Here is a 25103-nt window from a genome sequence, read left to right as displayed (position 1 = left end):
GCCCAATGCGCCTGTTCCGCTCTCTGACTTTGCTGCTCACCTCGCTGTCGATAACAGTGCTGGCACCGATGGCGTTTGCCGATGACACGTATCAGGTCGAAATGATTCTGGTGCGCCAGAATGCCGTGCCGGCCATCGTCAGCCGCGCCGCGCCGGAAGACTGGGCCGCCGGCGCCCAACGCCTGGGCAACGACAGCCTGCGCACGCCTGCGCTGAACGATGTCGTGAGCAAACTCACCGCCAGCGGCGAGTACACCGTGCTGATGCACAAAGCCTGGCAGCAAAGCCTCGGCGAAACGCCGGTGAAAGTCGCAGTCAGTGACGGCCAGGAGCAGTTTGGGCAGTTTCCGATCGAAGGCACGCTGGAGATGAAACTCGGTCGCTTCACCGACGTAACCGCCGACTTCTGGGTCAACCAGATCGACGCCAACGGCTTGGTCACCGCCAGTGAACGGCTGCGCCAGGACAGCCACACCAAGAACGGCCAACTCAACTACCTCGACAACGGCCACCTGGCTTTGCTGATCAAGATCACTTCCCTGACCGCGCCGGCGCCACGGGAAGCACCTGAAGCGATTCCGGACTGATCGAAGTCCTTATGCCCCCGCCCCTCAGCAAACCGTTGGCGCCCTCCTGGGTCAGCCGATTCAAGGAACAGAGCCTGGAGCGTGGCCGTCGCTACGCCCTGGAAAACCGGGTACGCATCGCACAGGTCGGCGATGCGACCATCACGGCCAGTTGCGAAGGCTCCGGTGGCAGCGTTTATCGCCAGACGATTCACTTGCGCGAGTCGGCCAAAGGCACGCTGCTGCTGGTCGACGCCGTTTGTACCTGCCCGGTCCGCAGCAACTGCAAGCACTGTGCAGCGGTGCTGCTGAAAGTCCAGGAAACCCTCGATTATCCCGCCGCCGCGAAAGATGCCGAGCTGCTGGAAAAGCTCCAGGCTGTCCTGGAAAACCGCAGCCCGAAAGCGCCGCCGCAGGTGCTGGTGGACAACGTGCAACCGCTGCCACGCCTGTGGCTGGCGAGCGCCGAGTTCAGCGCGTTCGAGCCGCGTAACGGCAAGATGCAGCGCTATATCCAGCACCGCGCGGCACTCTCGTTCAGCTATCTGGACGAGTACGTCAGCGGGCAGAAGAACAGCGATATCCTGATTCGCCAAGAGACCCAGACCCTGCGCGTCAAGCGCCACCCCGACGTCGAACAGTCCTACCGGGAACAACTGCGCATACTCGGCTTCCGTATCGCCACGCGGCAGAGCAAAGCCTTGCCGGAGAGCGCGGGCGAGCTGTACGAAATGGTCAACGACAGCGCCTGGCTGACCTTCACCCTTAACGACCTGCCAAAGCTGCGCAGCCTGGGCTGGGAATTACAGATCGACGAGGAGTTCGGCTTCGACCTGACTGCCGTCGACGACTGGTACGCCACGGTTGAACAGGTCCCGGAACGCGACTGGTTTGATCTGGAACTGGGCATCATCGTCAATGGCGAACGCCTGAGCCTGCTGCCGATTTTGCTCAATCTGATGCGCTCACACGCCGAAATCCTCAACCCGGAACGCCTGGCGCGCCGCCGCGATGACGAGCTGATTCTGGTCAATATTCCACAACGGACCAGCGAACACGGTCCGCTGCAGGTCGCGCTGCCGCTCGGCCGCCTGAAACCGGTACTGACCACCCTCGGCGAGTTTTACCTGCAAGAGCCTGGCGAAACCACCTTGCGCCTGAGCAAGGCCGATGCGACGCGCCTCAATGCGCTGGACGGCATTCCACTGTTGTGGGAGGGCGGCGAACAGATCCGCACACTCGCCCAACGCCTGCGCGACATCCGCGATTACAGCGCCGAAGCGCCGCAAGGCCTGAACGCGACGTTGCGTCCCTATCAGCTCGAAGGCTTGAGCTGGATGCAGTCGCTGCGGCAACTGGAGGTGGGCGGGATTCTCGCGGACGACATGGGTCTGGGTAAAACCCTACAGACCCTGGCGCATATTCTCAGCGAGAAGAACGCCGGGCGCCTGGATCGCCCATGCATGGTGGTGATGCCGACCAGCCTGATCCCGAACTGGCTCGATGAAGCCGCGCACTTCACGCCGCAATTGAGGTTGGTGGCGTTGTACGGGGCCACGCGCAAAAAGCATTTCGACAACCTCGCCGACTTTGACCTGATTCTTACCACCTATGCGCTGCTGCCCAAGGACGTCGAACGCTTGGCGAAACAGCCGCTGCACGTGCTGGTGCTGGACGAAGCGCAGTACATCAAGAACCCCAACAGCAAAGCGGCCCAGGCCGCGCGCGAGCTGAATGCGCGCCAGCGCTTGTGCTTGAGCGGCACCCCACTGGAGAACCACTTGGGCGAGCTGTGGTCGCTGTTTCACTTTTTGCTGCCGGGCTGGCTCGGCGATGTGAAAAGCTTCAATGCCGATTACCGCGTGCCGATCGAAAAGCGCGGCAGTGAAGTCAGACTTCAGCACCTCAACGGTCGGATAAAGCCGTTTCTGCTGCGCCGCACCAAAGAACAGGTCGCCACCGAACTGCCGCCGAAAACCGAAATCATCCATTGGGTCGAACTCAACGAAGCGCAGCGCGATGTCTATGAAACGATGCGTCTGGCCATGGACAAAAAGGTTCGCGACGAGATCACGCGCAAAGGCGTGGCGCGCAGTCAGATCATTATTCTTGAGGCACTGCTGAAGTTGCGTCAGGTCTGTTGCGATCTGCGTCTGGTCAGCGACACGGCCCTGCCCGCTCGTGCCAGCACCTCGGGCAAGCTCGACAGCTTGATGGAAATGCTTGAAGAGTTGTTCGAGGAAGGTCGGCGGGTTCTGCTGTTTTCGCAGTTCACCTCGATGCTGACATTGATTGAGGATGAGCTGAAAAAACGTAACGTCGCCTATGCGCTACTGACCGGGCAAACCCGCGACCGACGCACGCCGGTGAAGGAATTCCAGAGCGGCAAGCGTCAGATCTTTCTGATCAGCCTGAAAGCTGGCGGTGTCGGCTTGAACCTGACCGAAGCCGATACGGTGATTCACTACGATCCGTGGTGGAACCCGGCGACCGAGAATCAGGCAACTGATCGGGCGTATCGCATCGGTCAGGAAAAACCCGTATTCGTTTACAAGCTGATTGCCCGCGGCACGGTGGAAGAGAAGATTCAGCACCTGCAGAAGGAGAAATCTGATCTGGCGGCAGGCGTACTGGATGGGCGCAAGGCCGGGGACTGGAAGTTGCAGAGTGATGATATTGAAGCGCTGTTTGCGCCGTTACCGGACAAGATCGACAAGCGTTGAGATCGGCGTCGCCGGTTAGATTGTTATCGCGAGCAGGCTCACTCCTACAGGGGAACGCATTTCAAACTGTAGGAGTGAGCCTGCTCGCGAAAGGCATCACCTCGGTCTAACGATTGAAACCGAAGCTCAATCCCTGGAAACAGGCAACGGCGCAAACAGCGCCTCGATATCGCCCTGCTCCAGTTTGAAACCACCCGTCGTGCCCCCTTCCAGCACCGCCCCGGCCAGCGCAGCCTTCTCCTGCTGCAGCGCCTGGATTTTTTCCTCCACCGTGCCTTTGGCAATCAACTTGTAAACAAACACCGGATTGTTCTGGCCAATGCGATACGCCCGGTCAGTGGCCTGATTCTCCACCGCAGGATTCCACCAAGGATCAAAGTGGATCACCGTGTCCGCCGCCGTCAGGTTCAAACCCGTTCCGCCGGCCTTGAGGCTGATGAGGAACAACGGCACTTTGCCGCCCTGGAAATCCTTGACCGGCGTGCGTCGATCCGCGGTATCGCCGGTCAGCAACGAGTAACTTAACCCTCGTTGCTGCAACTCCTGCTCGATCAGCGCCAGCATCGACGTGAACTGGGAGAACAGCAGAATCCTGCGCCCCTCGCCGAGCAATTCCTCGAGCATCTCCATCAAGCTGATCAGCTTGCCGCTACCCGAGCGCAGGGCCTTCGCCGAGAGCGGCATGTTGATCAGGCGCAAGTCGCAACAGACCTGACGCAGCTTTAGCAGCGCATCGAGAATAATGATCTGACTGCGCGACACGCCACTGCGGGCGATTTCGTCGCGGACCTTTTTGTCCATCGCCACACGCACCGTTTCATACACGTCGCGCTGCCCATCGCTGAGTTCGACCCAGTGGATGATCTCGGTTTTCGGCGGCAACTCCGTGGCGACCTGATCTTTTTTGCGTCGCAACAAAAACGGCTTGATGCGCGCGGTCAGGTGCTGCATGCGCTGCACGTTGCCGTGCTTCTCGATCGGCGTGCGGTAATCGCGATTGAAGGATTTGCTGTCGCCCAGCCAACCCGGCATCAGGAAGTGAAACTGCGACCACAGTTCGCCGAGGTGGTTTTCCAATGGCGTGCCACTCAGGCAAAGGCGCTGGCGGGCCTGCAGGTCACGCGCGGCTTGGGCGGCTTTGCTGAGCGGATTCTTGATGTTTTGCGCTTCGTCGAGAATCAATACGCTCCACGATTGTGGCTGCAAAATCTCAAGATCCCTCGGCAGCAACGCGTAAGTGGTCAGCACCAAGTCGTATTCGGCGAGATTGGCGAAGTCTTTTTGCCGCCCGGTCCCGTGCAGCGCCAATACTTTCAACTGCGGAGTAAAACGCTCGGCCTCGTCGAGCCAGTTCGGAATCAGGCTCGTCGGCATGACTGCCAGCGCCGGGCAATCCAGCCGCCCGGCGTTTTTCTCCGTAAGCAGATGCGCCAAGGTCTGCAGGGTTTTGCCCAGGCCCATGTCATCGCCAAGAATGCCACCGACCTCAAGCTCGCGCAGGGTTTGCATCCAGTTCAGGCCTTCGAGCTGATAGGGACGCAGTTGCGCGTTAAGGCCAACCGGCGCAGCGACTTGGGTGTGACTGGAATTTTGCAGGCGCTTGGCAAAGTTGCGCAGCCGCTCGCCGCCCTGCCAATCCAGCGGCACGTCGTCGAGCAGACTCAGGCGCGCAGCATCCGGCGCAGTCAAGCGCAGCGCATCGCCGTGATGACCGCCCAGATACAACTCGCCTAACGTGGCCATCAGCGGTTTGACCCGACTCAGCGGCAACGCCACCTTGGCGCCCGCATCGCCGCCGAAACCGCTGGGCTTGAGTTCGATCAGCAGTTTTTCATCATCGCTGCGTTCCGCCAGATTGACCGGGTCGAGCAAGCGCGGCTGGGTGCGCAACAGATGCAAAAGGATCGGCAACAGGCTGTAGCGCTCGCCGTTGACGACGATGCCCAATTGCAGATCAAACCATTGATGCCCGGCCTCCTCCTCGACCTCGGCGTACCACTGCTCAACCGGTTGCACGTTGAAATGAAAACCGGGGCTGATCTCGATCTGCCAATTCGCGGCGCGCAGCGTGGCAAGCCCTTCGTGCATGAATGCGAGCCAGGCGGAATCGTCCGGTAACGTAAACATTTCTCCGGGACGATCCAGCGAACTCTTGCGCGTGGCTTTCTTGAAGCCGTGTTGTTGCAGGCTCTGACGCAGTTTCTTTTCCACCGCGGGCTGGCGTTGAATACGCTGGGTTTCGGTACCGTCGAGGATCATCACCTCCGGGTTGCGATCCAGCGCCGGATGACCGTTGTAGGTGAACACCAGAGCGGCGCGGTGCTCCAGCATATACTCCCAGCGGGAGTGCTCTCGACCGCTGACAAGGATCAGCTGCGGCTGCGGCAGTACGTCATCAATGGTGCGTTCGGTGAGTTTGTGTGGCGGCGGGATTTTTGTCGCCGCACTCATTCGATGGCTGAACTGCATGGCCTGACGCGCCGGAATGTCCGGTGCGAGGGCCAAATGGCAGGCCAGTTTTTCTTCCAGCTCATTGAACAGAGGGCCAACCTGCCGTTGTTCACGATCGAGGTAATAAAGCGGCTCCAGCGCCAGCACGGTTTCCTGCGCAGCTTCGGCACTGCTCCACTGCGCGCGGAACCCACCATCAGCCTGTTCGGCCCAGGCGAACTGACCCACGCGTTTTGCCCCCGGCGTCAGCGGTCGCAGGTCTTCGAAATCGAGGAACAGCCGCGAGGTGCGCAGGAGCATTTCCAGCAGTTCGGCGCCACTGCTGCCCTCCAGCGGATAACCGCTGTAATAGGCGTGATGAGAGTGCATGGCAACCAGCAGCCTGGCGACGCGCAAATCCAGCTCGGACAGGTAGCCGGGCTGGCGCATGAGCATTTCCGCCAGCGAATACATCGGTTTGGCTTCGCGTAACTCGCCGCTCTTGAGCTGGTAGACCTTGAAAATATCGAGCAGCCATTTGCCGCTCGCAGACGTGGGCTTGAGCTTGTAAAACAGGCGTGTACCTGCGGGTTGCGCGCTTTCTTCGGTGGGTTTGGCCGGGACCGGGATTGTCGAAAGCCAGTGCTCCAATGCCCGACCCAACGGGACCTGCGCGGCACTTTCCGGTACATCAGGGTCACTGCCCTGCAAAGAATAGAGCACCGCCGCGCAATGCTTGCAGTCGATCGCGACGGGGCAGGTGCATATGCAACGCAAATTAACCGATCCCAAGCGATCTTCGGACAGGTAAATGATTTGTTCATACGCCTGACTTTCGGAACCGACGCAGAATGCCTCGATCTTTCTGGCATCGATCTCGATGATCTCTACCCGATCATCGTCGGCATAAGCGCGGGCCTTGGCGAGCGCCTTGCTGTTGAATGCCCGGGTCCATGCCAGTCCTTTAAGCCGTTCGATGAAAATGCTCATGGGCGATCCTTAGCCGGCCAGCACCCGCGCCAGTGTCGACTTGACCTTGCCCATGCCATCGTGCAGCGCCTGCTCGATTTCGGCCATGGTGATGACGTCGGTGGTCTTGCCCGCTGCCGGGTTCACCACCAGCGCCAGACACGCGTAATCCAGGTCCAGCTCACGAGCCAGTGCCGCTTCAGGCATACCGGTCATGCCGACGATGTCGCAGCCGTCACGTTCCAGCCGGACGATCTCGGCGACCGTTTCCAGCCGCGGGCCCTGCGTGCAGGCGTATACGCCCTGATCGCTGTATTCGCAGCCTTCGGCGGCGACGGCGGCAATCAATTGCTGGCGCAACGGCTCGCTATAGGGAAAGCTGAAATCGATGTGAGTGACCTGCTCCAGATCATCGGCGAAATAGGTGTGCTCGCGCCCGCTGGTGTAATCGACGATCTGATGCGGCACGCAAAAATGCCCGGTGCCCATGGCCGGGTGAATCCCGCCGACGGCATTCACCGCGATGATTGCTTGCGCGCCCGCCTGCTTCAACGCCCACAGGTTGGCGCGGTAGTTGACCTTGTGCGGGGGGAAGCGATGCGGATGACCGTGACGGGCGAGGAACAACACTTCCTTGCCGGCGTATTCGCCAATCTGCACCTCGGCCGAAGGTGCGCCGTAAGGGGTATCGACTGCCAGCGACTGGCGAATGCTCAAGCCTTCGAGCTGAGTCAGGCCGGTGCCACCGATGATTGCGTAAACGGTCATAACGGAAAATCCTTAATCGATCAGTTGAGCGTCTTTGAGCGCGCCGAGGGCGGTGAGCCAACGCGGGTCCTGACGATAATCGGTGCTGGCGAAGGCCTGGCCGCGCATTTTGGCGATGCGTGCGGACGGCTTGACCTTCATGCGTTGCGCAGCACTCAGCGCCAACTCGGCGGCGGCGCGGTCGTTGCACACCAGGCCCATGTCGCAGCCGGCCGTAAGCGCGGCTTCGATGCGGCTGGCGGCATCGCCAACCACATGGGCGCCAGCCATCGACAGGTCGTCACTGAAGATCACGCCGTCAAATTGCAACTCGCCGCGCAGAATGTCCTGCAGCCAGCGCCGGGAGAAACCGGCGGGCTGTGAGTCGACTTGCGGATAGATGACGTGAGCGGGCATGACGGCGGCCAGTTGTTTGCTCAGCCGAGCGAAGGGCACGAGGTCGTTGGCGCGGATCTGGTCGAGGCTGCGCTCGTCGTTCGGGATGGCGACGTGAGAGTCCGCTTCTGCCCAGCCGTGGCCGGGAAAGTGCTTGCCAGTGGCGGCCATGCCCGCGCTGCTCATGCCACGAATGAAAGCCCCGGCGAGCAACGCAGCGCGCTGCGGATCACCTTCAAAAGAACGGGTACCGACAACAGCGCTGCGCTGGTAATCCAGATCCAGCACCGGGGCAAAGCTGAGGTCGAGGCCGACGGCGAGGACTTCCGTCGCCATGATCCAGCCACATTGCTCGGCGAGGTATTCGGCATTGTGATTGTCAGCAATCGCGCGCATGGCCGGCAGACGTACAAAGCCCTGACGCAGGCGCTGTACGCGCCCGCCCTCTTGATCCACCGCCAGCAGCAGATCCGGGCGAATCGCGCGAATGGCGGCGCTCAGCTCGCGCACCTGGCGTGGATGTTCGATGTTGCGGGCAAAAATGATCAGACCGCCCACTTCGGGCTGACGCAACAATTGGCGATCTTCGGCCGTCAGCCAGGTACCGGCGACGTCCACCATCAACGAGCCTTGCAGGCCAGCAGTCATAAAAATTCCTTGAAAACGAAAAACCCGATCGGCACACGTCCGCTACCGCGGGCGGCGCCCGGACGGTCAGCAGAATCCATGCGGATCGGGTTCAGAACGAGAGTCGGCATGGGCGGCTAGCTTAGCGGATACCAGCTGCCGCGCCCACCCGTGCGCGGTTAAACCTTGGCGGCTACCGGGGCTGACTTGGTGCGCGGACGCAATTGCGCGGTGGCCATGGCCGTGTCGGTGACGCCGGTCTCGGCGCGCATGCCGGCGGCGAGAAACGGCACCATCAGGCGCATGACTTGCTCTATGGACGTGTTGACGCCGAAATCGGTCTCGGCAATCGCGCGCAACGCTTTGATCCCGGACATGCTGAATGCGGCGGCGCCGAGCATGAAGTGCACACGCCAGAACAGTTCGATGGGCGGAATGCGTGGCGCCGCTTCGTTGACCAGCAGCATGTAGCGGCGGAACACCTTGCCGTACATGTCCTCCAGATAACGCCGCAGGTGACCCTGGCTCTGGCTGAACGCGAGGCCAAGCAAGCGCATGAAGATCGACAGGTCATTACCGCTGCGCGGCTGTACGACGAGCGCTTGCTCGACGAGAATTTCCAGCAGCTCTTCAAGGGTCGGCTTGTTGTCCGGCTTGGCCTGGCGCCGCTCCAGCTCTTTATCGAGACTGACGCAGAACGGTCCGAGGAAACGCGAAAACACCGCTTGAATCAGCGCCTTTTTCGACCCGAAGTGATAGTTCACTGCTGCCAGGTTGACGCCAGCCTTGCTGGTAATCAAACGCAATGAGGTTTCAGCGAAACCTTTCTCCGCGAACAACTGCTCGGCAGCATCAAGAATGCGTTCAACGGTTTCCGACTGGGCCATGGCTACTCCGCGCCTGACAAACACTTGTTTGAAACATACGTTTCAGCCTGTGCCTTGTCAAGCCTGGCGGTTCGTTTTGCGAATGGTCGGTCAGCTATTTAACCACACAAGGCTGGCGCATTAATAAACGTGTCTGTCGACCGTCCGGCGGCATGCGCAAAAACGGCCATTGCCAAGACCGCTTCACTGTATATAATCCCAGTCACTGTATAAAAAGACAGAGCGATCAATATGCTAAAGCTGACGCCACGCCAAGCCGAGATTCTGGCCTTTATCAAACGATGCCTTGAAGACAACGGCTATCCGCCTACCCGCGCAGAAATCGCTCAGGAACTGGGCTTCAAGTCACCCAATGCCGCCGAAGAGCATCTCAAGGCCCTCGCTCGCAAAGGCGCCATCGAGATGACGCCTGGTGCCTCCCGCGGCATCCGAATTCCCGGCTTTGAAGCCAAGCCCGATGAGTCCACCCTGCCGATCATTGGCCGGGTAGCAGCCGGTGCGCCGATCCTCGCCCAGCAGCACATCGAAGAGTCCTGCAACATTAATCCAGCGTTCTTCCATCCTCGCGCCGACTATCTGTTGCGCGTCCATGGCATGAGCATGAAGGACATCGGCATTTTCGACGGCGACCTGCTGGCGGTTCACACCACTCGCGAAGCGCGCAACGGCCAGGTCGTGGTTGCCCGCATCGGTGACGAAGTGACGGTAAAACGTTTCAAGCGAGAAGGCAGCAAAGTCTGGCTGATTGCCGAAAACCCTGAGTTCGCCCCTATCGAAGTTGACCTGAAAGATCAGGAACTGGTGATCGAAGGCTTGAGTGTCGGCGTCATCCGCCGCTAAAGGAGGCTTTATGCAGTTCCCACACATACCTCAGCAAACACAACTGCCTTTATTCGAAGCGTTTCTGGCACAACCCATGGCGCCGATCCTGAAAGACGTGGTCGCGCGCGAATGGCATGCCGAACCCGAAGTATTCAGTGAGCTGTCACTGCGCGGTGCGGCAGGGAATTGCCTGAACCTGCTTGCCCCGATCCTTCGCGAACTGAGCGAAGACCAGGACGCGCGCTGGCTGACACTGATTGCACCACCGGCCAGCCTGACTCAAACCTGGCTGCGGGATGCCGGCCTGAACCGCGAACGCATTCTGCTGTTGCAGCCCCGGGGCACTCAAAGCGCCCAGCAGTTGGCGTGCGAAGCATTACGCCTGGGTCGCAGCCACACGGTGGTCACTTGGCTCAACCCGCTGAACAGCAGCTCACGGCAACAGTTGATCAGCGCCGCGCGCACGGGCGATGCTCAGAGCCTGAACATTCGATTGGGTTGATGGCGAATAAAGAGCGCTGTGTGAAGCGCAGGGCTTCTCAAGGGACAGAGAAGCCGATCTGTAGCAGTTACGGCTAAAGAAAAAACGAGCGCAGATCAGTGAAGAACCCGCGTTCCTTCTTCCTTGTCGAACTCGCCTTCGACCATACGACCCGCCATCTGCACGCCGACGCTCAACATCGCTTTAGCGATTTCCACATGCTGGCCTTGCAGGAACGCCTTGGCATCCTCGGAGAAATCCAGCGTCACCAGAGAACCTTCGTCCTCAGCCCTGCGCAGTTCGATTCGGCCGTCTGGTAACTCGACAATTTCTAGAAAGGACGTTGGCATATAAGTCTGTTCTCCACGAAAGGCAGCGATTATATAGACATCATTCGGGCTTCGCTTGGGATCTTGACCAGCAGCATATTTCAGATTGCCACCGCGTCAATCACTGTCAGCACTCGTTCAAGCCTTCACGAAAACGGATGGCCAGACTCTTGAGGTTCTGCCTCCAGCTCTCCAGCTCCTCACGACTCAGCTCCGCTGGCGCCTGCTCTTCATCCAGATTAACAGCTTGAATCAACGGCTGCGTCACGTCGCCCTTGGGCTTGTGCGGTACGCGCGGTGGCTGGAACAGCGCTGAATGCGCCGCCAGCAATTTCGCCAGCCAGGTTTCCGGGTTCCCCGCCAGCTCGACCATTTCTGCCAGTTCGGGAATCGCCATCGACTCCAGTACTTCAGGCGTCAGCAACAGCTCAGCCCGCGCGGCATTCGCCTGAGGCAAACGATAGAAGCCGGCGATTTCATGACATAACCCCAACAGCGCGCCATAAAGGTGAAACAACGCTGACTCACGCCCAGCCTGAATCAACGCCAGGGCATTCATCGCCCGCCCCTCTTCAGCGCGAGCCAGGGCTTCCAGCGACAGACCGGCGAAATAGATCTTCTGATTGGTACGGGTATAGAGTTCGTGGGCCATGACGGCAGTCTCCACAACGAAATATTTGCTTCACACAGGCCGGACAGTGTCGTGGATCAGCCGATCCCACCGCAAGCACAAAACAAAAAGGCCGCCTGAAAACCCGGAGGTTCTCATGCGGCCTTTTCAGTAGGCAGACTAAGGCTTACTCAGCCTTCGCCTTGGCACTGCGCTTGTCTTCGACCGTCCACTTGCCACCGTCGTAGTACGCCTTCCAGCCCGTAGGCTTGCCGTCGACTTCGGTCTGCACGTATTGCTCCTTGGTCTTGCGGCTGTAGCGAATGACCGCCGGCAGACCGTCAGGATCTTTCTGTGGTGCCTCGCACAGGAAGTGATACTTCGGATCGATCTCATCTTTGTGCGGCAGGATCTCGATCACCAGCGGAGCGCGAGTCTCGCGGTTTTTCGGGAACTGGCTGGCCGCCAGGAACAGACCGGACGCACCGTCACGCAGGATGTAGGTGTCGTTGACCTTTTCGCATTTCAGCTCAGGCATCTTCACCGGATCCATCTTGGGCGGTGCCGCGTCGCCGCTCTTGAGCAGCTTGCGGGTGTTCTTGCAGGTCGGATTGGTGCAGCCGAAGAACTTGCCGAAACGGCCGGTCTTGAGCTGCATCTCACTGCCACACTTGTCGCATTCCAGGCTCGGGCCTTCATAGCCCTTGATGCGATAGCTGCCCTCTTCAATCTCATAACCGGCGCAATCCGGGTTGTTACCGCAGATGTGCAGCTTGCGCTTCTCATCCAGCAGATAAGCGTCCATCGCCGTGCTGCAGATCGGGCAGCGATGCTTGCCACGCAGTACCAGAGATTCCGATTCACCCTCATCGTCCGCAGCGATTTCGTCGCCCGGCACCAGGTTGACGGTGGCCTTGCAACGCTCTTTCGGCGGCAGGCTGTAACCCGAGCAGCCGAGGAACACGCCAGTGGAGGCCGTGCGAATCTGCATCGGACGACCACACGTTGTGCACGGGATATCGGTCATCACCGGCTGGTTGGCGCGCATGCCATTGTCCGGGTTTTCCGCAACTTCGAGTTTCTTTTTGAAGTCGCCGTAGAACTCGTCCAGTACGCTTTTCCAGTCGCGCTCGCCCTGCGCCACGTCATCGAGATTCTCTTCCATGCCGGCGGTGAAGCCGTAGTCCATCAGGTTCGAGAAGCTCTCGGACAAACGCTCGGTGACGATGTCACCCATCTTTTCCGAATAGAAACGACGGTTATGCAGGGTCACGTAACCGCGGTCCTGAATGGTCGAGATGATCGCTGCGTACGTCGAAGGACGGCCAATGCCGCGCTTTTCCATTTCCTTCACCAGGCTGGCTTCCGAGTAACGGGCCGGCGGCTTGGTAAAGTGCTGGGAGGGATCAAGCTTGATCAGCTTCATCACGTCGCCCTGCGCCATGTCCGGCAGAACGTCGTCATCGCCCGGCTTGGCAATCTGCGGCATAACGCGAGTGTAACCGTCGAACTTGAGGATACGGCCCTTGGCGCGCAGCTCGAAGTCGCCAGCGCCGACGCTGACTGTGGTCGACAGGTACTGCGCCGGCAACATCTGGCAAGCGAGGAACTGACGCCAGATCAGCTCGTAGAGACGCTCAGCGTCACGTTCCATGCCCGCAAGCTTGCTCGGCGTGGTGTTGGCGTCGGACGGGCGAATCGCTTCGTGAGCCTCTTGTGCGCCTTCTTTGCTGCTATAGACGTTCGGCGTCTCTGGCAGGTACTTCTTGCCGAACTCGTCTTCGATGTAGGTACGCGCCATCGCCACGGCGTCAGCCGAGAGGTTGGTCGAGTCGGTACGCATATACGTGATGTAGCCAGCTTCATACAGACGCTGGGCCATCATCATGGTTTTCTTCACGCCGAAGCCCAGGCGGTTGCTCGCGGCTTGCTGCAGGGTCGAGGTGATGAACGGCGCCGACGGCTTGCTGCTGGTCGGCTTGTCTTCGCGCTTGACGATGCTGTAGCTGGAGGCCTTGAGCTTCTCCAGCGCGGCCATGGCCTGGGCTTCGTTCAGCGGCTTGAAGGCTTCGCCTTTCTCGCGTGCGACTTCGAAACGCACAGTCGAGCCTTTGGCGGTGCCGAGATCGGCATGCACTTCCCAGTATTCTTCCGGATTGAAGGCACGAATCTCACGCTCGCGTTCGACCACCAGCTTCACGGCAACCGATTGCACGCGACCAGCAGACAGACCGCGGGCGATCTTGGCCCACAGCAGCGGCGAAACCATGTAGCCGACCACGCGATCGAGGAAGCGCCGCGCCTGCTGCGCGTTGACACGATCGATGTCCAGCTCGCCCGGCTCGGAGAACGCTTCCTGAATCGCCTTCTTGGTGATTTCGTTGAACACCACGCGCTTGTAGCGGCTGTCATCACCACCGATGGCTTCGCGCAGGTGCCAGGCAATGGCTTCCCCCTCGCGATCCAAGTCGGTTGCGAGATAGATGGTGTCAGCATCCTTGGCGAGCCGGCGCAGCTCCTCGATGACCTTTTCCTTGCCAGGAAGGATCTCGTACTGGGCTTTCCAGCCGTGCTCGGGATCGACGCCCATACGCGAGACCAGCTGCTTGCGCGCTTTCTCTTTCGGCGAGAGCACCGGACCTTCGCCTGCAGCAGCCTTGCCGCGCTTGGCAGCAGGCTCTTTGCTGGCGCTAGCCGAACCGCTGGTGGGCAGGTCTCGGATATGGCCGATACTCGACTTCACCACGTATTGGTTACCCAGATACTTGTTGATGGTCTTGGCCTTAGCCGGGGATTCCACAATGACCAGCGATTTGCCCATGGATCAGAAAATTCCTGAATTCTAGAAGTGAAAGGCGGTTGGCGCCTGACGCGGCACCGCTATATATAGTTGATACAGGGTGAGGTCAAGCACAGGGTTCTGTGCGCACTCGCCTCAAACCTTGTCAAAAAGGCTCGGTTCGGCTTGCACCAAAGCAAAGCGTGGTACCTGCTCGCCGTCAACTTCGACGGACTCGACGAACATGCTCAACGGGCGCACCCAAAAGCCGTAATCGCCATACAGGGCTTGGTAGAAGACCACCTCTTCTTCGGTCTCGGAGTGCCGCGCAACACTGAATACGCGGTACTGCGGACCTTTGTAATGTTGGTAGAGCCCAGGTTGTATCGGCATGCTTCGGCCCTCACTGAAATTTTTTCAAAATAAAATAAAAAACCCAAAAAACAAAAACCGGGGCACTGGGCCCCGGCTTCCATCGACGAGACGCTTAAACGCGTTCGAAGACGGTGGAGATGCCTTGGCCGAGACCAATGCACATAGTGGCTACCCCGAAGGTGCCGCTATTCTGCTTCATAACATTGAGCAGGGTGCCGGAAATACGCGCACCGGAGCAACCGAACGGGTGACCCAGGGCGATCGCGCCGCCGTGCAGGTTAACCTTCTCGTTCATCTTGTCGAGAACTTTCAAATCTTTCAGCACTGGCAGGGCCTGTGCGGCGAAAGCTTCGTTGAGCTCGAAGAAGTCGATATCGTTGATGCCCAGGCCCGCGCGCTTCAGGGCTTTTTGGGTTGCCGGCACTGGACCATAGCCCATGATTGCCGGATCCACACCAGCCACTGCCATCGAACGGATCACCGCCATCGGCTGGATGCCAAGGTCCTGCGCACGCTGGGCCGACATCACGATCATGCACGAAGCACCATCAGTGATCTGCGACGAAGTACCGGCCGTCACGGTGCCGCCCTTTGGATTGAATGCCGGCTTGAGCGCCGCCAGACTTTCCAGGGTGGTTTCCGGACGAATGGTTTCATCGTAGTCGAACAGTTTCAGGAAGCCGTTCTCGTCGTAGCCCTGCATCGGGATGATTTCGTCTTTGAACTTGCCTTCCACAGTTGCCTTGTGGGCCAACTGGTGGGAACGCACGCCGAATGCATCCTGCTGCTCACGGGTGATGCCGTGCATCTTGCCGAGCATTTCCGCGGTCAGGCCCATCATGCCCGAGGCTTTCGCCGCGTACAGAGACATGTGCGGGTTCGGATCGACACCGTGCATCATGCTCACGTGGCCCATGTGCTCGACGCCGCCGACCACGAACACGTCGCCGTTACCGGTCATGATCGCTTGCGCAGCGGTGTGCAGCGCGCTCATCGACGAACCACACAGACGGCTGACGGTCTGGCCGGCCGAAGTGTGCGGGATCTGGGTCATCAGCGACGCCATGCGTGCGATGTTCCAGCCCTGCTCCAGGGTCTGGTTGACGCAGCCCCAAATCACGTCCTCGACTTCCGCCGGGTCGACCTTGGCATTGCGTTCCAGCAATTTGCTGATCAGGTGCGCCGACATGTCTTCGGCACGGGTGTTGCGGTGCATGCCGCCCTTGGAGCGGCCCATCGGAGTACGACCGAAGTCGACAATCACGACGTCTCTAGGATTCAAGCTCATAAGTTCACTCTCACTCTAGTTGGGGGCGCTTAACCGAAGAAGCTTTGGCCGTTCTTGGCCATTTCGCGCAGCTTCGCGGTCGGGTGGTACAGCGCGCCCAAATCAGCGTACTGGTCAGCCAGGGCAACGAACTCGGCCACACCGATCGAATCGATGTAGCGCAGCGCACCGCCACGGAATGGAGGGAAACCGATGCCGTAGACCAGACCCATGTCGGCCTCGGCAGCCGTTTCGACGATGCCGTCTTCCAGGCAACGCACGGTTTCCAGGCACAGCGGGATCATCATCCAGTTGATGATGTCTTCGTCCGTGACTTCGCGCTGCTCGTAAACGATCGGCTTGAGCACTTCCAGTACCGATGGATCGGCAACTTTCTTCTGCTTGCCTTTCTTGTCGGCCTCGTAGGCGTAGAAACCCTTGCCGTTCTTCTGGCCCAGGCGCTTGGCCTCGTAAAGCACATCGATAGCCGAACGACGGTCATCTTTCATGCGGTCCGGGAAACCCTCAGCCATCACGTCACGACCGTGGTGACCGGTGTCGATGCCGACCACGTCCATCAGGTACGCCGGGCCCATCGGCCAGCCGAACTTTTCCATGACCTTGTCGATGCGGACGAAGTCGACACCGGCGCTGACCAGCTTGGCGAAACCGCCGAAGTACGGGAACAGCACGCGGTTGACCAGGAAGCCCGGGCAGTCGTTGACGACGATCGGGTTCTTGCCCATTTTCTTGGCGTAGGCAACGGTGGTGGCAACGGCCAGCTCGCTGGACTTCTCACCACGAATCACTTCCACCAGCGGCATCATGTGCACCGGGTTGAAGAAGTGCATGCCAACGAAGTTTTCCGGACGCTTGAGGGCCTTGGCCAGCAGGCTGATGGAAATGGTCGAGGTGTTGGACGCGAGTATCGTGTCCTCTTTGACCTTGTCTTCGACTTCGGCCAGTACAGCTTGTTTGACCTTCGGGTTCTCGACCACGGCTTCGACAACCAGATCCACGTGACCGAAATCACCGTAGGACAGGGTCGGACGAATACCGTTGAGCACTTCAGCCATTTTCGCGGCGGTCATGCGGCCTTTATCAACGCGACCGACCAGCAGCTTGGCGGCTTCTGCCAGGCCCTGCTCGATGCCGTGTTCGTTGATGTCCTTCATCAGGATCGGCGTACCTTTGGAAGCCGACTGATAAGCGATACCGCCACCCATGATGCCAGCGCCGAGTACGGCGGCCTGCTTCACGTCTTTGGCGATTTCATCGTAGGCCTTGGCCTTTTTCTTCAGCTCCTGATCGTTCAGGAACAGACCGATCAGGCTCTGCGCGGCAGAGGTCTTGGCCAGTTTGACGAAACCGGCGGCTTCGACTTCCAGCGCCTTGTCGCGACCGAAGTTGGCGGCTTTCTGAATGGTCTTGATCGCTTCAACCGGCGCCGGGTAGTTCGGGCCAGCCTGACCGGCGACGAAACCTTTGGCGGTTTCGAAAGCCATCATCTGTTCAATGGCGTTCAACTTGAGTTTTTCAAGTTTCGGCTGACGCTTGGCCTTGAAATCGAACTCACCGGAGATGGCGCGCTTGATCAGTTCAAGGGCAGCTTCCTGCAGTTTCTCAGGCGCAACCACGGCGTCGACGGCGCTGACTTTCAACGCGTCTTCGGGACGGTTTTCCTTGCCGGCGGCAATCCACTCGATGGCGTTGTCGACGCCAATCAGGCGCGGCAGGCGGACCGTACCGCCGAAGCCCGGGTAGATGCCCAACTTGACTTCCGGCAGGCCGATCTTGGCCTTGGTGGACATGACGCGGTAATCAGCCGCCAGGCACATTTCCAGACCGCCGCCCAGCGCGATGCCATTGATGGCGGCTACGGTCGGTACGTTGAGGTCTTCGAAATCGCTGAAGATCTTGTTGGCTTCGAGATTGCCAGCAACCAGCTCGGCATCCGGCAGCTTGAAGTTCTCGACAAATTCGGTGATGTCGGCGCCGACGATGAACACGTCCTTGCCACTGCTGACGATCACGCCCTTGATCGAAGCATCTGCCTTGATGGTGTCAACGGCCTGACGCAGCTCGTTCAGGGTTAGACGGTTGAACTTGTTGACGGACTCACCCTTGAGGTCGAATTTCAATTCGACGATGCCACTTTCAAGAGCTTTAACCGTGATGGCTTTACCTTCGTAAATCATCAACTGATCTCCACGATATGGAAGCTGAACAGTACACGTCGGACGCAGGCGAATGGCTCGGCAGGACGCTTTTCCGTCGATGCTAACGCCAATCCACCCGGCACACCCGCCAACGCGATAGTCGGGATTCTGTAGGAGCGGTCAGTAAGACAAACGCTCAATTCATACGCCCGTTTGATTCGGGTACGTCACCTTCACGGAATTTCTGACAATTGTCAATCGCCCAAAATGCCGGTTGAAACGCGACTTTGCGGTCATTTCTGTAAGACAAGGAGAAGCAACACGCACCTGCATGCAGAGCCATTCATAGAATCAATAATTAGAAAATTCGCCCTAATACCTTCACGGCCTTGTTTAACAGGCTACGCTGGCGGGACTACCTGCAAACGTGCCGAGCTTGATCGGCCCGAAAGAATCACCGGCCTGCCTGGCCAATCCCGCCCGATGAATCATGTCGGGCTTTTTATTGCTCGTCTGCCGGACGCTTCGCACCGTTGCAGTGCGAAAAGTCCGAGCATCACGCCAGCGCTTTCAGTGTTGCGTCGATGGTCTGCAAAATCGAGGCATCGCCCTTTTCGCCCCAGTACAAGGCGATCATCTGTTTGTCGGCCTCGATTTTGAAAACGTTGCCTGGCAATTTTTCGAAATGATTGAGCAGCAACCGGTCTTCGCACACTTCCTGCCACTGATTGACCCAGACACCGGGTGTCTTCTGCCAATAAGTCCAGCACGCTGGTTGACTGCCGCGTCGGGGCCGGTGGTACTGCGCGCAAGGGTTGGGCGGCTCCTGGGAAAGCCAGTGCGGCCATTCCTGCGGCGCCAGTTGCATGGCCAGGCCGATGCGGCGAGCCTCCATGCGCAGGGCGATGCGACCGCTTTGCGCGCGCGAGGGGCGCAACCAGGCCAGCGGACTTAAAACCACCAGCAGGATTGACACCACTATCCAGACCGTCATATCTCTACTCCCGATTTTGATGAGCCCATTGCGTCACTTCGCAACCAATGCGCTTGAAACCAGCCATACTTACCAATATTGAACCTTCGGAGGAGCACCTCATGCCCTACCACCACATCCTGGTCGCTGTAGATCTGACTGAAGAGTGCGACCCTGTAATCCACCGCGCCCGCGAGCTGTCGGTGAGTAATGGCGCCAAGCTGTCACTGGTGCACATCGTTGAACCGATGGCCATGGCGTTCGGCGGCGACGTGCCAATGGACCTGTCACAACTGCAACAACAGCAGTTCGATCAGGCCAAGGAGCGCCTTGAAAAGCTGAAATCCAAATACACCGAGCTCGAAGGCGCCAACTGTCACCTGACCTATGGTCAGCCACGCCAGGAAATCCACCATTTCGCCAAGGAACAAACCTGCGACCTGATCGTGGTCGGCAGCCATGGCCGCCATGGTCTGGCGCTGCTGCTTGGCTCGACCGCGAATGACGTGCTGCACGGTGCGCCTTGCGATGTATTGGCGGTGCACCTGGTCAAACGCTGAAACACCGATCAATGTAGGAGTGAGCCTGCTCGCGATGGCGTTTTGTCAGGCGACGAAAGTGTCGAATATCAGGACGCTATCGCGAGCAGGCTCACTCCTACAGAGGTTCAGCGCTGACATATGAAAAGCCCGGCGCTCATCACTGAGCGCCGGGCTTTTTCACGTGCGCATCAATCAGGCATCCAGCTCGGCCCAACGTTCCACCAACGCATCCAGCTCAGCCTGCAATTGCTCCAGCGAGGCAATCACCTTGGCCGTCTCCGCCGGCGGACGCTGATAGAAACCGGCTTCAGCCATTTCAGCTTCCACCGCTGCGATCTGCTGTTCCTTGGCGTCGATGTCGCCCGGCAGGGCTTCCAGCTCACGCTGCAGCTTGTAGCTCAACTTCTTCTTCGCTGCCGGCGCAGCAGCGGCGGGCGTGGCGACTGGCGCGGGTTCAGCGCTCACCACCGCCGAGTTCAGGTCAGCCTTGCCCGACTTGCTCTCGGTCACGCCCAACAGTCGCGGCGAACCGCCCTGGCGGATCCAGTCCTGATAGCCGCCAACGTACTCACGGACCTTGCCTTCACCTTCGAAGACCAACGTACTGGTCACCACGTTATCGAGGAATGCCCGGTCGTGACTGACCATCAGCACGGTGCCGTTGAAGGTCAGCAGCACCTCTTCGAGCAGCTCGAGGGTTTCCACATCGAGGTCGTTGGTCGGTTCGTCGAGCACCAGCAGGTTGGCCGGCTTGCTGAACAGCTTGGCCAGCAGCAGCCGCGCCCGCTCACCACCCGACAGCGCCTTGACCGGCGTGCGGGCACGCTGCGGACTGAACAGGAAGTCACCGAGGTAGCTGAGTACGTGACGACTCTGGCCATCGATGTCGATAAAGTCGCGACCTTCGGCGACGTTATCGATCACGGTTTTTTCCAGATCCAGTTGGTGGCGCAACTGGTCGAAGTAGGCGACGTCGATCCGGGTGCCCTCTTCGACCTTGCCGCTGGTGGGTTGCAGACCGCTGAGCATCAGCTTCAACAGTGTGGTTTTGCCGGTACCGTTGGCGCCGAGCAGACCGATACGGTCGCCGCGCGTCAGCACCATCGAGAAATCCTTGATCAGGAACGGGCCACCCGGGTGCGCGAAGCTGACGTTCTCGAGCACCATCACTTGCTTGCCGGACTTGTCGGCAGTATCCAACTGAATGTTAGCCTTGCCAGTGCGCTCACGACGTTCGCTACGCTCGACGCGCAAGGCTTTCAAAGCGCGGACGCGGCCTTCGTTACGGGTCCGGCGCGCCTTGATGCCCTGACGGATCCAGACTTCTTCCTGGGCCAGTTTTTTGTCGAACAGCGCGTTGGCGGTTTCTTCCGCGGCCAGCGCCGCCTCCTTGTGGACGAGGAAACTGGCGTAGTCGCCGTTCCAGTCGATCAGACCGCCGCGGTCCAGTTCAAGGATGCGCGTGGCGAGGTTTTGCAGAAAGGAACGGTCGTGCGTGATGAACAGCACGGCGCCCTGGAAATCTTTCAGCGCTTCTTCGAGCCAGGCAATCGCACCGATGTCCAGGTGGTTGGTGGGCTCGTCGAGCAGCAGCAGATCCGGCTCGGAGACCAGCGCCTGCGCCAGCAGGACACGGCGACGCCAGCCGCCGGACAGTTCGGCGAGGGTTTTGTCGGCCGGCAATTGCAGGCGGCTCAGAGTGCTGTCGACCAGCGTTTGCAAGCGCCAGCCGTCACGGGCTTCGAGGTCGTGCTGGACGTGCATCAGCTTGTCCAGATCGGCATCGGTGACGATGTTCTGGCTCAGGTGATGGTATTCGGCAAGCAAGGCGCCCACGCCATCGAGGCCCTCGGCGACCACGTCGAATACCGTCCGCTCGTCGGCCACCGGCAACTCTTGCGGCAATTCGCCGATTTTCAGACCGGGGGCACGCCACACCGAGCCGTCATCGGGCTTCTGGTCGCCCTTGACCAGTTTCATCATGCTGGACTTGCCAGTGCCGTTGCGACCGATGATGCACACCCGCTCACCACGGGCGATCTGCCAGGACACCTTGTCCAACAACGGCATAGCGCCGAACGCAAGGGACACATCGCTGAATTTGAGCAGGGTCATGAGCTTCTCCAAAAACCGGGCGCGCATTCTACCTGACTTAGGGCTTCAACAGGCCGGCAATTTGTCTGTCGAAGCACTCTGCACAACATTTGTTGCGAACTTGTGCAGCGAGGCTTGCAAAGCTTTCGCCGCTTGCTGGCAAAAGGCTAAGCTACAGACAATTCAGTGCTGATCGAGGTCGGCACTTGTCATGATTTCTCTGCCCGGATGTCTCATGCGCAGTCGCCTTTTCAGTGTTTTGTCGTGTTTGCTACTTACCGCCGCTGCCGCTCAATCCGTCCAGGCGGTGGACCTGTCCACCCAACGCCAGTATTACGATGAAGCCAAGCGCGCTCTGGCCAAGGGCGATACCGGCCCGTATTTTCGCTATAGCCAGGCGCTGGCCGATTATCCGCTGGAGCCGTATCTGGCCTACGACGAACTGACCGCACGTCTGAAAACCGCGAGCAATGCGGAAATCGAGAAGTTCCTCGCCGAACATGGCGACCTGCCCCAGGCCAACTGGATGAAACTGCGCTGGTTGCGCTGGCTGGCCGACCGTGGCGACTGGGCAACCTTCGTCAAGTATTACGACCCGAAGCTCAATTTCACCGAACTCGACTGCCTCAACGCGCAGTATCAGATCAGCCATAACCAGAAGGCCGAGGGTTACGCCAATGCTGAAAAACTCTGGCTGACCGGTAAATCGCAACCGGCCGCCTGTGACGCCTTGTTCGGTATCTGGGCTGCCGACGGTCAGCTCACCGAACAGAAACGCTGGGAACGCACCAAACTCGCCGCCCAGGCGCGCAACTATCCGCTGGCCAACAGCCTGATCAACGGCCTGACCACCCTCGCCCCGCGCGGTCGTTTACTGGTTGACGTCGCGCAGAAACCCGAGCTGCTCAACCAACCCTCGCGTTTCACGCCGGCTGATGAGCCGATGTCCGACGTGGTCAGCCTCGGCCTGCGCCGCCTCGCCCGTCAGGACCCGGACAAGGCCATGGCCTTGCTCGACGGCTACGCCAGCAGCATGCATTTTTCCCGCGATGAAAAAGTCGCGATCGCCCGGGAAATCGGTCTGACCCTGGCCCGGCGTTTCGACAGCCGTGCGCTGGACGTGATGACCAAATATGACCCCGAGCTGCGTGACAACACCGTGTCGGAATGGCGCCTGCGCCTGTTGCTGCGCCTGGCTCGCTGGGACGACGCTTATGAACTGACCAAACGTCTTCCACAAGATCTGGCCACCACCAACCGCTGGCGCTACTGGCAGGCGCGCAGCCTGGAACTGGCACAGCCGCAGAACCCGCAAGTCCAGAGCCTGTACAAGAACCTTGCGCGGGAACGTGACTTCTACGGTTTCCTCGCGGCCGACCGCTCGCAATCGCCGTACTCGCTGAACAATAAGCCGCTGGTGCTCAGCCAGGCGCTGATCAACAAAGTCCGCAACACACCGGGGGTGCGCCGCGCCCTGGAATTCCACGCCCGCGGGCAGATCGTCGACGGCCGTCGCGAGTGGTATCACGTCAGCCGCCATTTCAATCGCGACGAAATGGTCGCCCAGGCCAAACTGGCCTATGACCTGAAGTGGTATTTCCCGGCGATCCGCACCATCAGCCAGGCGCAATATTGGGACGATCTGGATATCCGTTTCCCGATGGCCCACCGCGACACCCTGGTGCGTGAAGCCAAGGTCCGCGGCCTGCATTCGAGCTGGGTATTCGCCATCACGCGGCAGGAAAGCGCGTTCATGGACGACGCGCGCTCCGGCGTTGGCGCCAGCGGCCTGATGCAATTGATGCCCGCCACCGCCAAGGAAACCGCACGCAAGTTCAGCATCCCGCTGGCCTCACCGCAGCAAGTGCTCGATCCGGACAAGAATATTCAACTGGGCGCCGCCTACCTGAGCCAGGTGCACAGCCAGTTCAACGGCAACCGGGTTCTTGCCTCCGCCGCCTACAACGCCGGCCCGGGCCGCGTACGTCAGTGGCTGCGCGGCGCCGATCATTTGAGCTTCGACGTGTGGGTGGAAAGCATCCCGTTCGACGAAACCCGCCAGTACGTGCAGAACGTGCTGTCGTACTCGGTGATCTACGGCCAGAAGCTCAACTCGCCACAGCCACTGGTGGATTGGCATGAGCGGTATTTTGATGATCAGTAATCGGTAATACCGGTTACGTAGGAGCTGCCGAAGGCTCAGGACGCGATCGAACGATCTTGCTACACAGAAAATGCCCGCATCTGAATGTGGGCATTTTTTTGAGCGCTGTAAATCTATCGTAGCGCCTGCATCATCTTGAGCTTGCCGGCTTCGGTGAGCAGGTATTTCTGAACGGGACTGTTCGGACTCTGAGGGTCCGTCATTTGTACGAATCCCGCCGCCAGCGCGGATTTAAGGTAGTTGGATCTGAATGTCGCTTTATGTGTAAGGCCCAACTCACCCATTAGCTCGCTGGTTCTCAGCGCCCGGTTTTCCAATGCTTGCAACAGCTTCTTTACTGGGTCGGTTACTGGGTCGGTCGCTTGCTCACTTTCGACCGCCTCGCGCAGTGCAAGGCTCAACGCGTGGAGCATGTATTCAACAAACGGCGTTGATTCTGCCATCCGATCTGCCGTCGAAAGCGCAGCGTAATAAGCGTCCTGTTGATCCCGGATAACCGCCTCAACTGGCAAATAGGCAAGCACGGGGCGCCACTGGCTGAGAATCAGAGCTTGCCAGAGACGCCCCATTCTCCCATTCCCATCAGCAAAGGGATGAATAAACTCGAATTCGTAATGGAAGACACAACTGATGATCAGCGGATGCCAATCAGATGAGCCAAGCCATGCCAAGAGGTCATCGATCAGATGCGCAATCCGGCTCGGTGGCGGCGCCATATGCAACAGTTGATCGCCTCGGTAGATGCCCACGCCTGTACGGCGCAGTTGCCCACAATCCTCGATCAAACCATGCATCAATAACTCATGGGCGCGCATAAGATCGGGTTTGCTTCCCGGGTTCCAACTCGGCATCGACTCATACGCCGCAAAAGCGTTGTGAACTTCCTGTATCTCTTTGGGCAACCCCAGGACTCGACGCCCGGCAATGACCGCAGTGACCTGCTCAACGCTCAACGTATTGTTTTCGATAGCCAGCGAAGCCTGAATCGTACGGATTCGATTGCTTCGACGCAGCTGAGGCGTCTGCCGGCTATCGTCCACAGCCAGGAGTTGACCTATCTGTTCGCTGATTTCAGCGATCAGCGTAACCATTCGTGCAGTCAGGGTCAGCGGCGGCTGGTAACGACTCATATCCTCATCCCGACAATTCATGCAGTTCGCCAT

The 25103-nt window shown here is 59.4% G+C and carries 19 protein-coding genes; 6 read left to right on the top strand and 13 right to left on the bottom strand.

Translation table 11 applies throughout. The features are described 5' to 3' along the window. The first annotated feature begins 5 nt into the window (after nt 1–5). Complete coding sequence (locus tag HU739_RS00285; protein WP_186550388.1) at nt 6–587, top strand: CsiV family protein; 582 nt, start codon at nt 6–8, stop codon at nt 585–587. 11 nt (nt 588–598) lie between these two features. Then, nucleotides 599–3289: a DEAD/DEAH box helicase gene (locus tag HU739_RS00280; RefSeq protein ID WP_186550386.1), complete on the top strand. Its 2691-nt coding sequence runs from the start codon at nt 599–601 to the stop codon at nt 3287–3289. A gap of 126 nt (nt 3290–3415) precedes the next feature. Here HU739_RS00280 and HU739_RS00275 read toward each other — a convergent pair whose 3' ends face one another. The 4 genes from HU739_RS00275 to HU739_RS00260 form a co-directional block, all read right to left on the bottom strand. Beyond that, nucleotides 3416–6709 carry a DEAD/DEAH box helicase gene (locus HU739_RS00275; protein WP_186550384.1) on the bottom strand — a complete coding sequence of 1098 codons (3294 nt, stop codon included), beginning with the start codon at nt 6707–6709 and terminating at the stop codon, nt 3416–3418. 9 nt (nt 6710–6718) lie between these two features. Next, nucleotides 6719–7456, bottom strand: a complete 738-nt coding sequence (locus HU739_RS00270; RefSeq protein ID WP_186550382.1) for an S-methyl-5'-thioinosine phosphorylase — start codon at nt 7454–7456, stop codon at nt 6719–6721. A 12-nt stretch (nt 7457–7468) separates the two neighbouring features. Then, the gene (nagZ, locus tag HU739_RS00265; RefSeq protein ID WP_186550380.1) at nt 7469–8479 is read right to left on the bottom strand and encodes a beta-N-acetylhexosaminidase; all 1011 of its coding nucleotides are present in this window, start codon (nt 8477–8479) and stop codon (nt 7469–7471) included. 158 nt (nt 8480–8637) lie between these two features. Further along, nucleotides 8638–9345, bottom strand: coding sequence for a TetR/AcrR family transcriptional regulator (locus tag HU739_RS00260; RefSeq protein ID WP_186550378.1), 708 nt, complete (start codon nt 9343–9345; stop codon nt 8638–8640). Between the two features lie 231 nt (nt 9346–9576). Between HU739_RS00260 and lexA the strand changes: the two genes are divergently transcribed. Continuing rightward, entirely contained in the window at nt 9577–10185 is a 609-nt protein-coding gene (gene lexA, locus HU739_RS00255) for a transcriptional repressor LexA (protein WP_186550376.1), read from the top strand. Nucleotides 10186–10195: 10 nt separating this feature from the next. Further along, complete coding sequence (gene sulA, locus HU739_RS00250; protein WP_186550374.1) at nt 10196–10669, top strand: SOS-induced cell division inhibitor SulA; 474 nt, start codon at nt 10196–10198, stop codon at nt 10667–10669. Between the two features lie 95 nt (nt 10670–10764). Here the strand turns inward: sulA and HU739_RS00245 are convergent, their stop codons facing one another. From HU739_RS00245 to HU739_RS00215, 7 genes are all read right to left on the bottom strand, one after another. Beyond that, nucleotides 10765–10998 (bottom strand): hypothetical protein, encoded by a 234-nt coding sequence (locus tag HU739_RS00245; protein WP_186550372.1) that lies wholly within the window; start codon nt 10996–10998, stop codon nt 10765–10767. Nucleotides 10999–11104: 106 nt separating this feature from the next. Beyond that, complete coding sequence (locus HU739_RS00240; RefSeq protein ID WP_186550370.1) at nt 11105–11629, bottom strand: DUF6586 family protein; 525 nt, start codon at nt 11627–11629, stop codon at nt 11105–11107. 145 nt (nt 11630–11774) lie between these two features. Beyond that, nucleotides 11775–14408: a type I DNA topoisomerase gene (topA, locus tag HU739_RS00235; RefSeq protein ID WP_186550368.1), complete on the bottom strand. Its 2634-nt coding sequence runs from the start codon at nt 14406–14408 to the stop codon at nt 11775–11777. A 114-nt stretch (nt 14409–14522) separates the two neighbouring features. Next, nucleotides 14523–14759, bottom strand: coding sequence for a DUF1653 domain-containing protein (locus tag HU739_RS00230; RefSeq protein WP_024013639.1), 237 nt, complete (start codon nt 14757–14759; stop codon nt 14523–14525). Nucleotides 14760–14853: 94 nt separating this feature from the next. Then, the gene (fadA, locus tag HU739_RS00225; RefSeq protein ID WP_007910465.1) at nt 14854–16029 is read right to left on the bottom strand and encodes an acetyl-CoA C-acyltransferase FadA; all 1176 of its coding nucleotides are present in this window, start codon (nt 16027–16029) and stop codon (nt 14854–14856) included. Nucleotides 16030–16058: 29 nt separating this feature from the next. Beyond that, the gene (fadB, locus tag HU739_RS00220) at nt 16059–18206 is read right to left on the bottom strand and encodes a fatty acid oxidation complex subunit alpha FadB (protein ID WP_186550366.1); all 2148 of its coding nucleotides are present in this window, start codon (nt 18204–18206) and stop codon (nt 16059–16061) included. Nucleotides 18207–18723: 517 nt separating this feature from the next. Further along, a complete protein-coding gene (locus HU739_RS00215; protein WP_186550364.1) occupies nt 18724–19161 on the bottom strand; it encodes a hypothetical protein in 438 nt (145 codons plus the stop codon). A 101-nt stretch (nt 19162–19262) separates the two neighbouring features. Here HU739_RS00215 and HU739_RS00210 point away from each other — a divergent pair, with 101 nt between their 5' ends. After that, entirely contained in the window at nt 19263–19700 is a 438-nt protein-coding gene (locus HU739_RS00210) for a universal stress protein (protein WP_186550362.1), read from the top strand. Nucleotides 19701–19874: 174 nt separating this feature from the next. Here the strand turns inward: HU739_RS00210 and HU739_RS00205 are convergent, their stop codons facing one another. Beyond that, nucleotides 19875–21797 carry an ATP-binding cassette domain-containing protein gene (locus tag HU739_RS00205; RefSeq protein ID WP_186550360.1) on the bottom strand — a complete coding sequence of 641 codons (1923 nt, stop codon included), beginning with the start codon at nt 21795–21797 and terminating at the stop codon, nt 19875–19877. A 214-nt stretch (nt 21798–22011) separates the two neighbouring features. On the opposite strand from HU739_RS00205, the gene HU739_RS00200 reads away from it, so the two are divergent. Beyond that, nucleotides 22012–23940 carry a transglycosylase SLT domain-containing protein gene (locus tag HU739_RS00200; protein ID WP_186550358.1) on the top strand — a complete coding sequence of 643 codons (1929 nt, stop codon included), beginning with the start codon at nt 22012–22014 and terminating at the stop codon, nt 23938–23940. Nucleotides 23941–24053: 113 nt separating this feature from the next. On the opposite strand, the gene HU739_RS00195 is transcribed toward HU739_RS00200, so the two are convergent. Further along, complete coding sequence (locus tag HU739_RS00195) at nt 24054–25070, bottom strand: Fic family protein (RefSeq protein WP_186550356.1); 1017 nt, start codon at nt 25068–25070, stop codon at nt 24054–24056. Between the last annotated feature and the right edge of the window lie 33 nt (nt 25071–25103).

This window comes from Pseudomonas hamedanensis, from assembly GCF_014268595.2.
GTDB classification, from domain to species: Bacteria; Pseudomonadota; Gammaproteobacteria; order Pseudomonadales; family Pseudomonadaceae; genus Aquipseudomonas; species Aquipseudomonas hamedanensis.
Note: the sequence above shows the minus strand (reverse complement) of the source record. Positions and strands in the feature narration are given on the sequence as shown.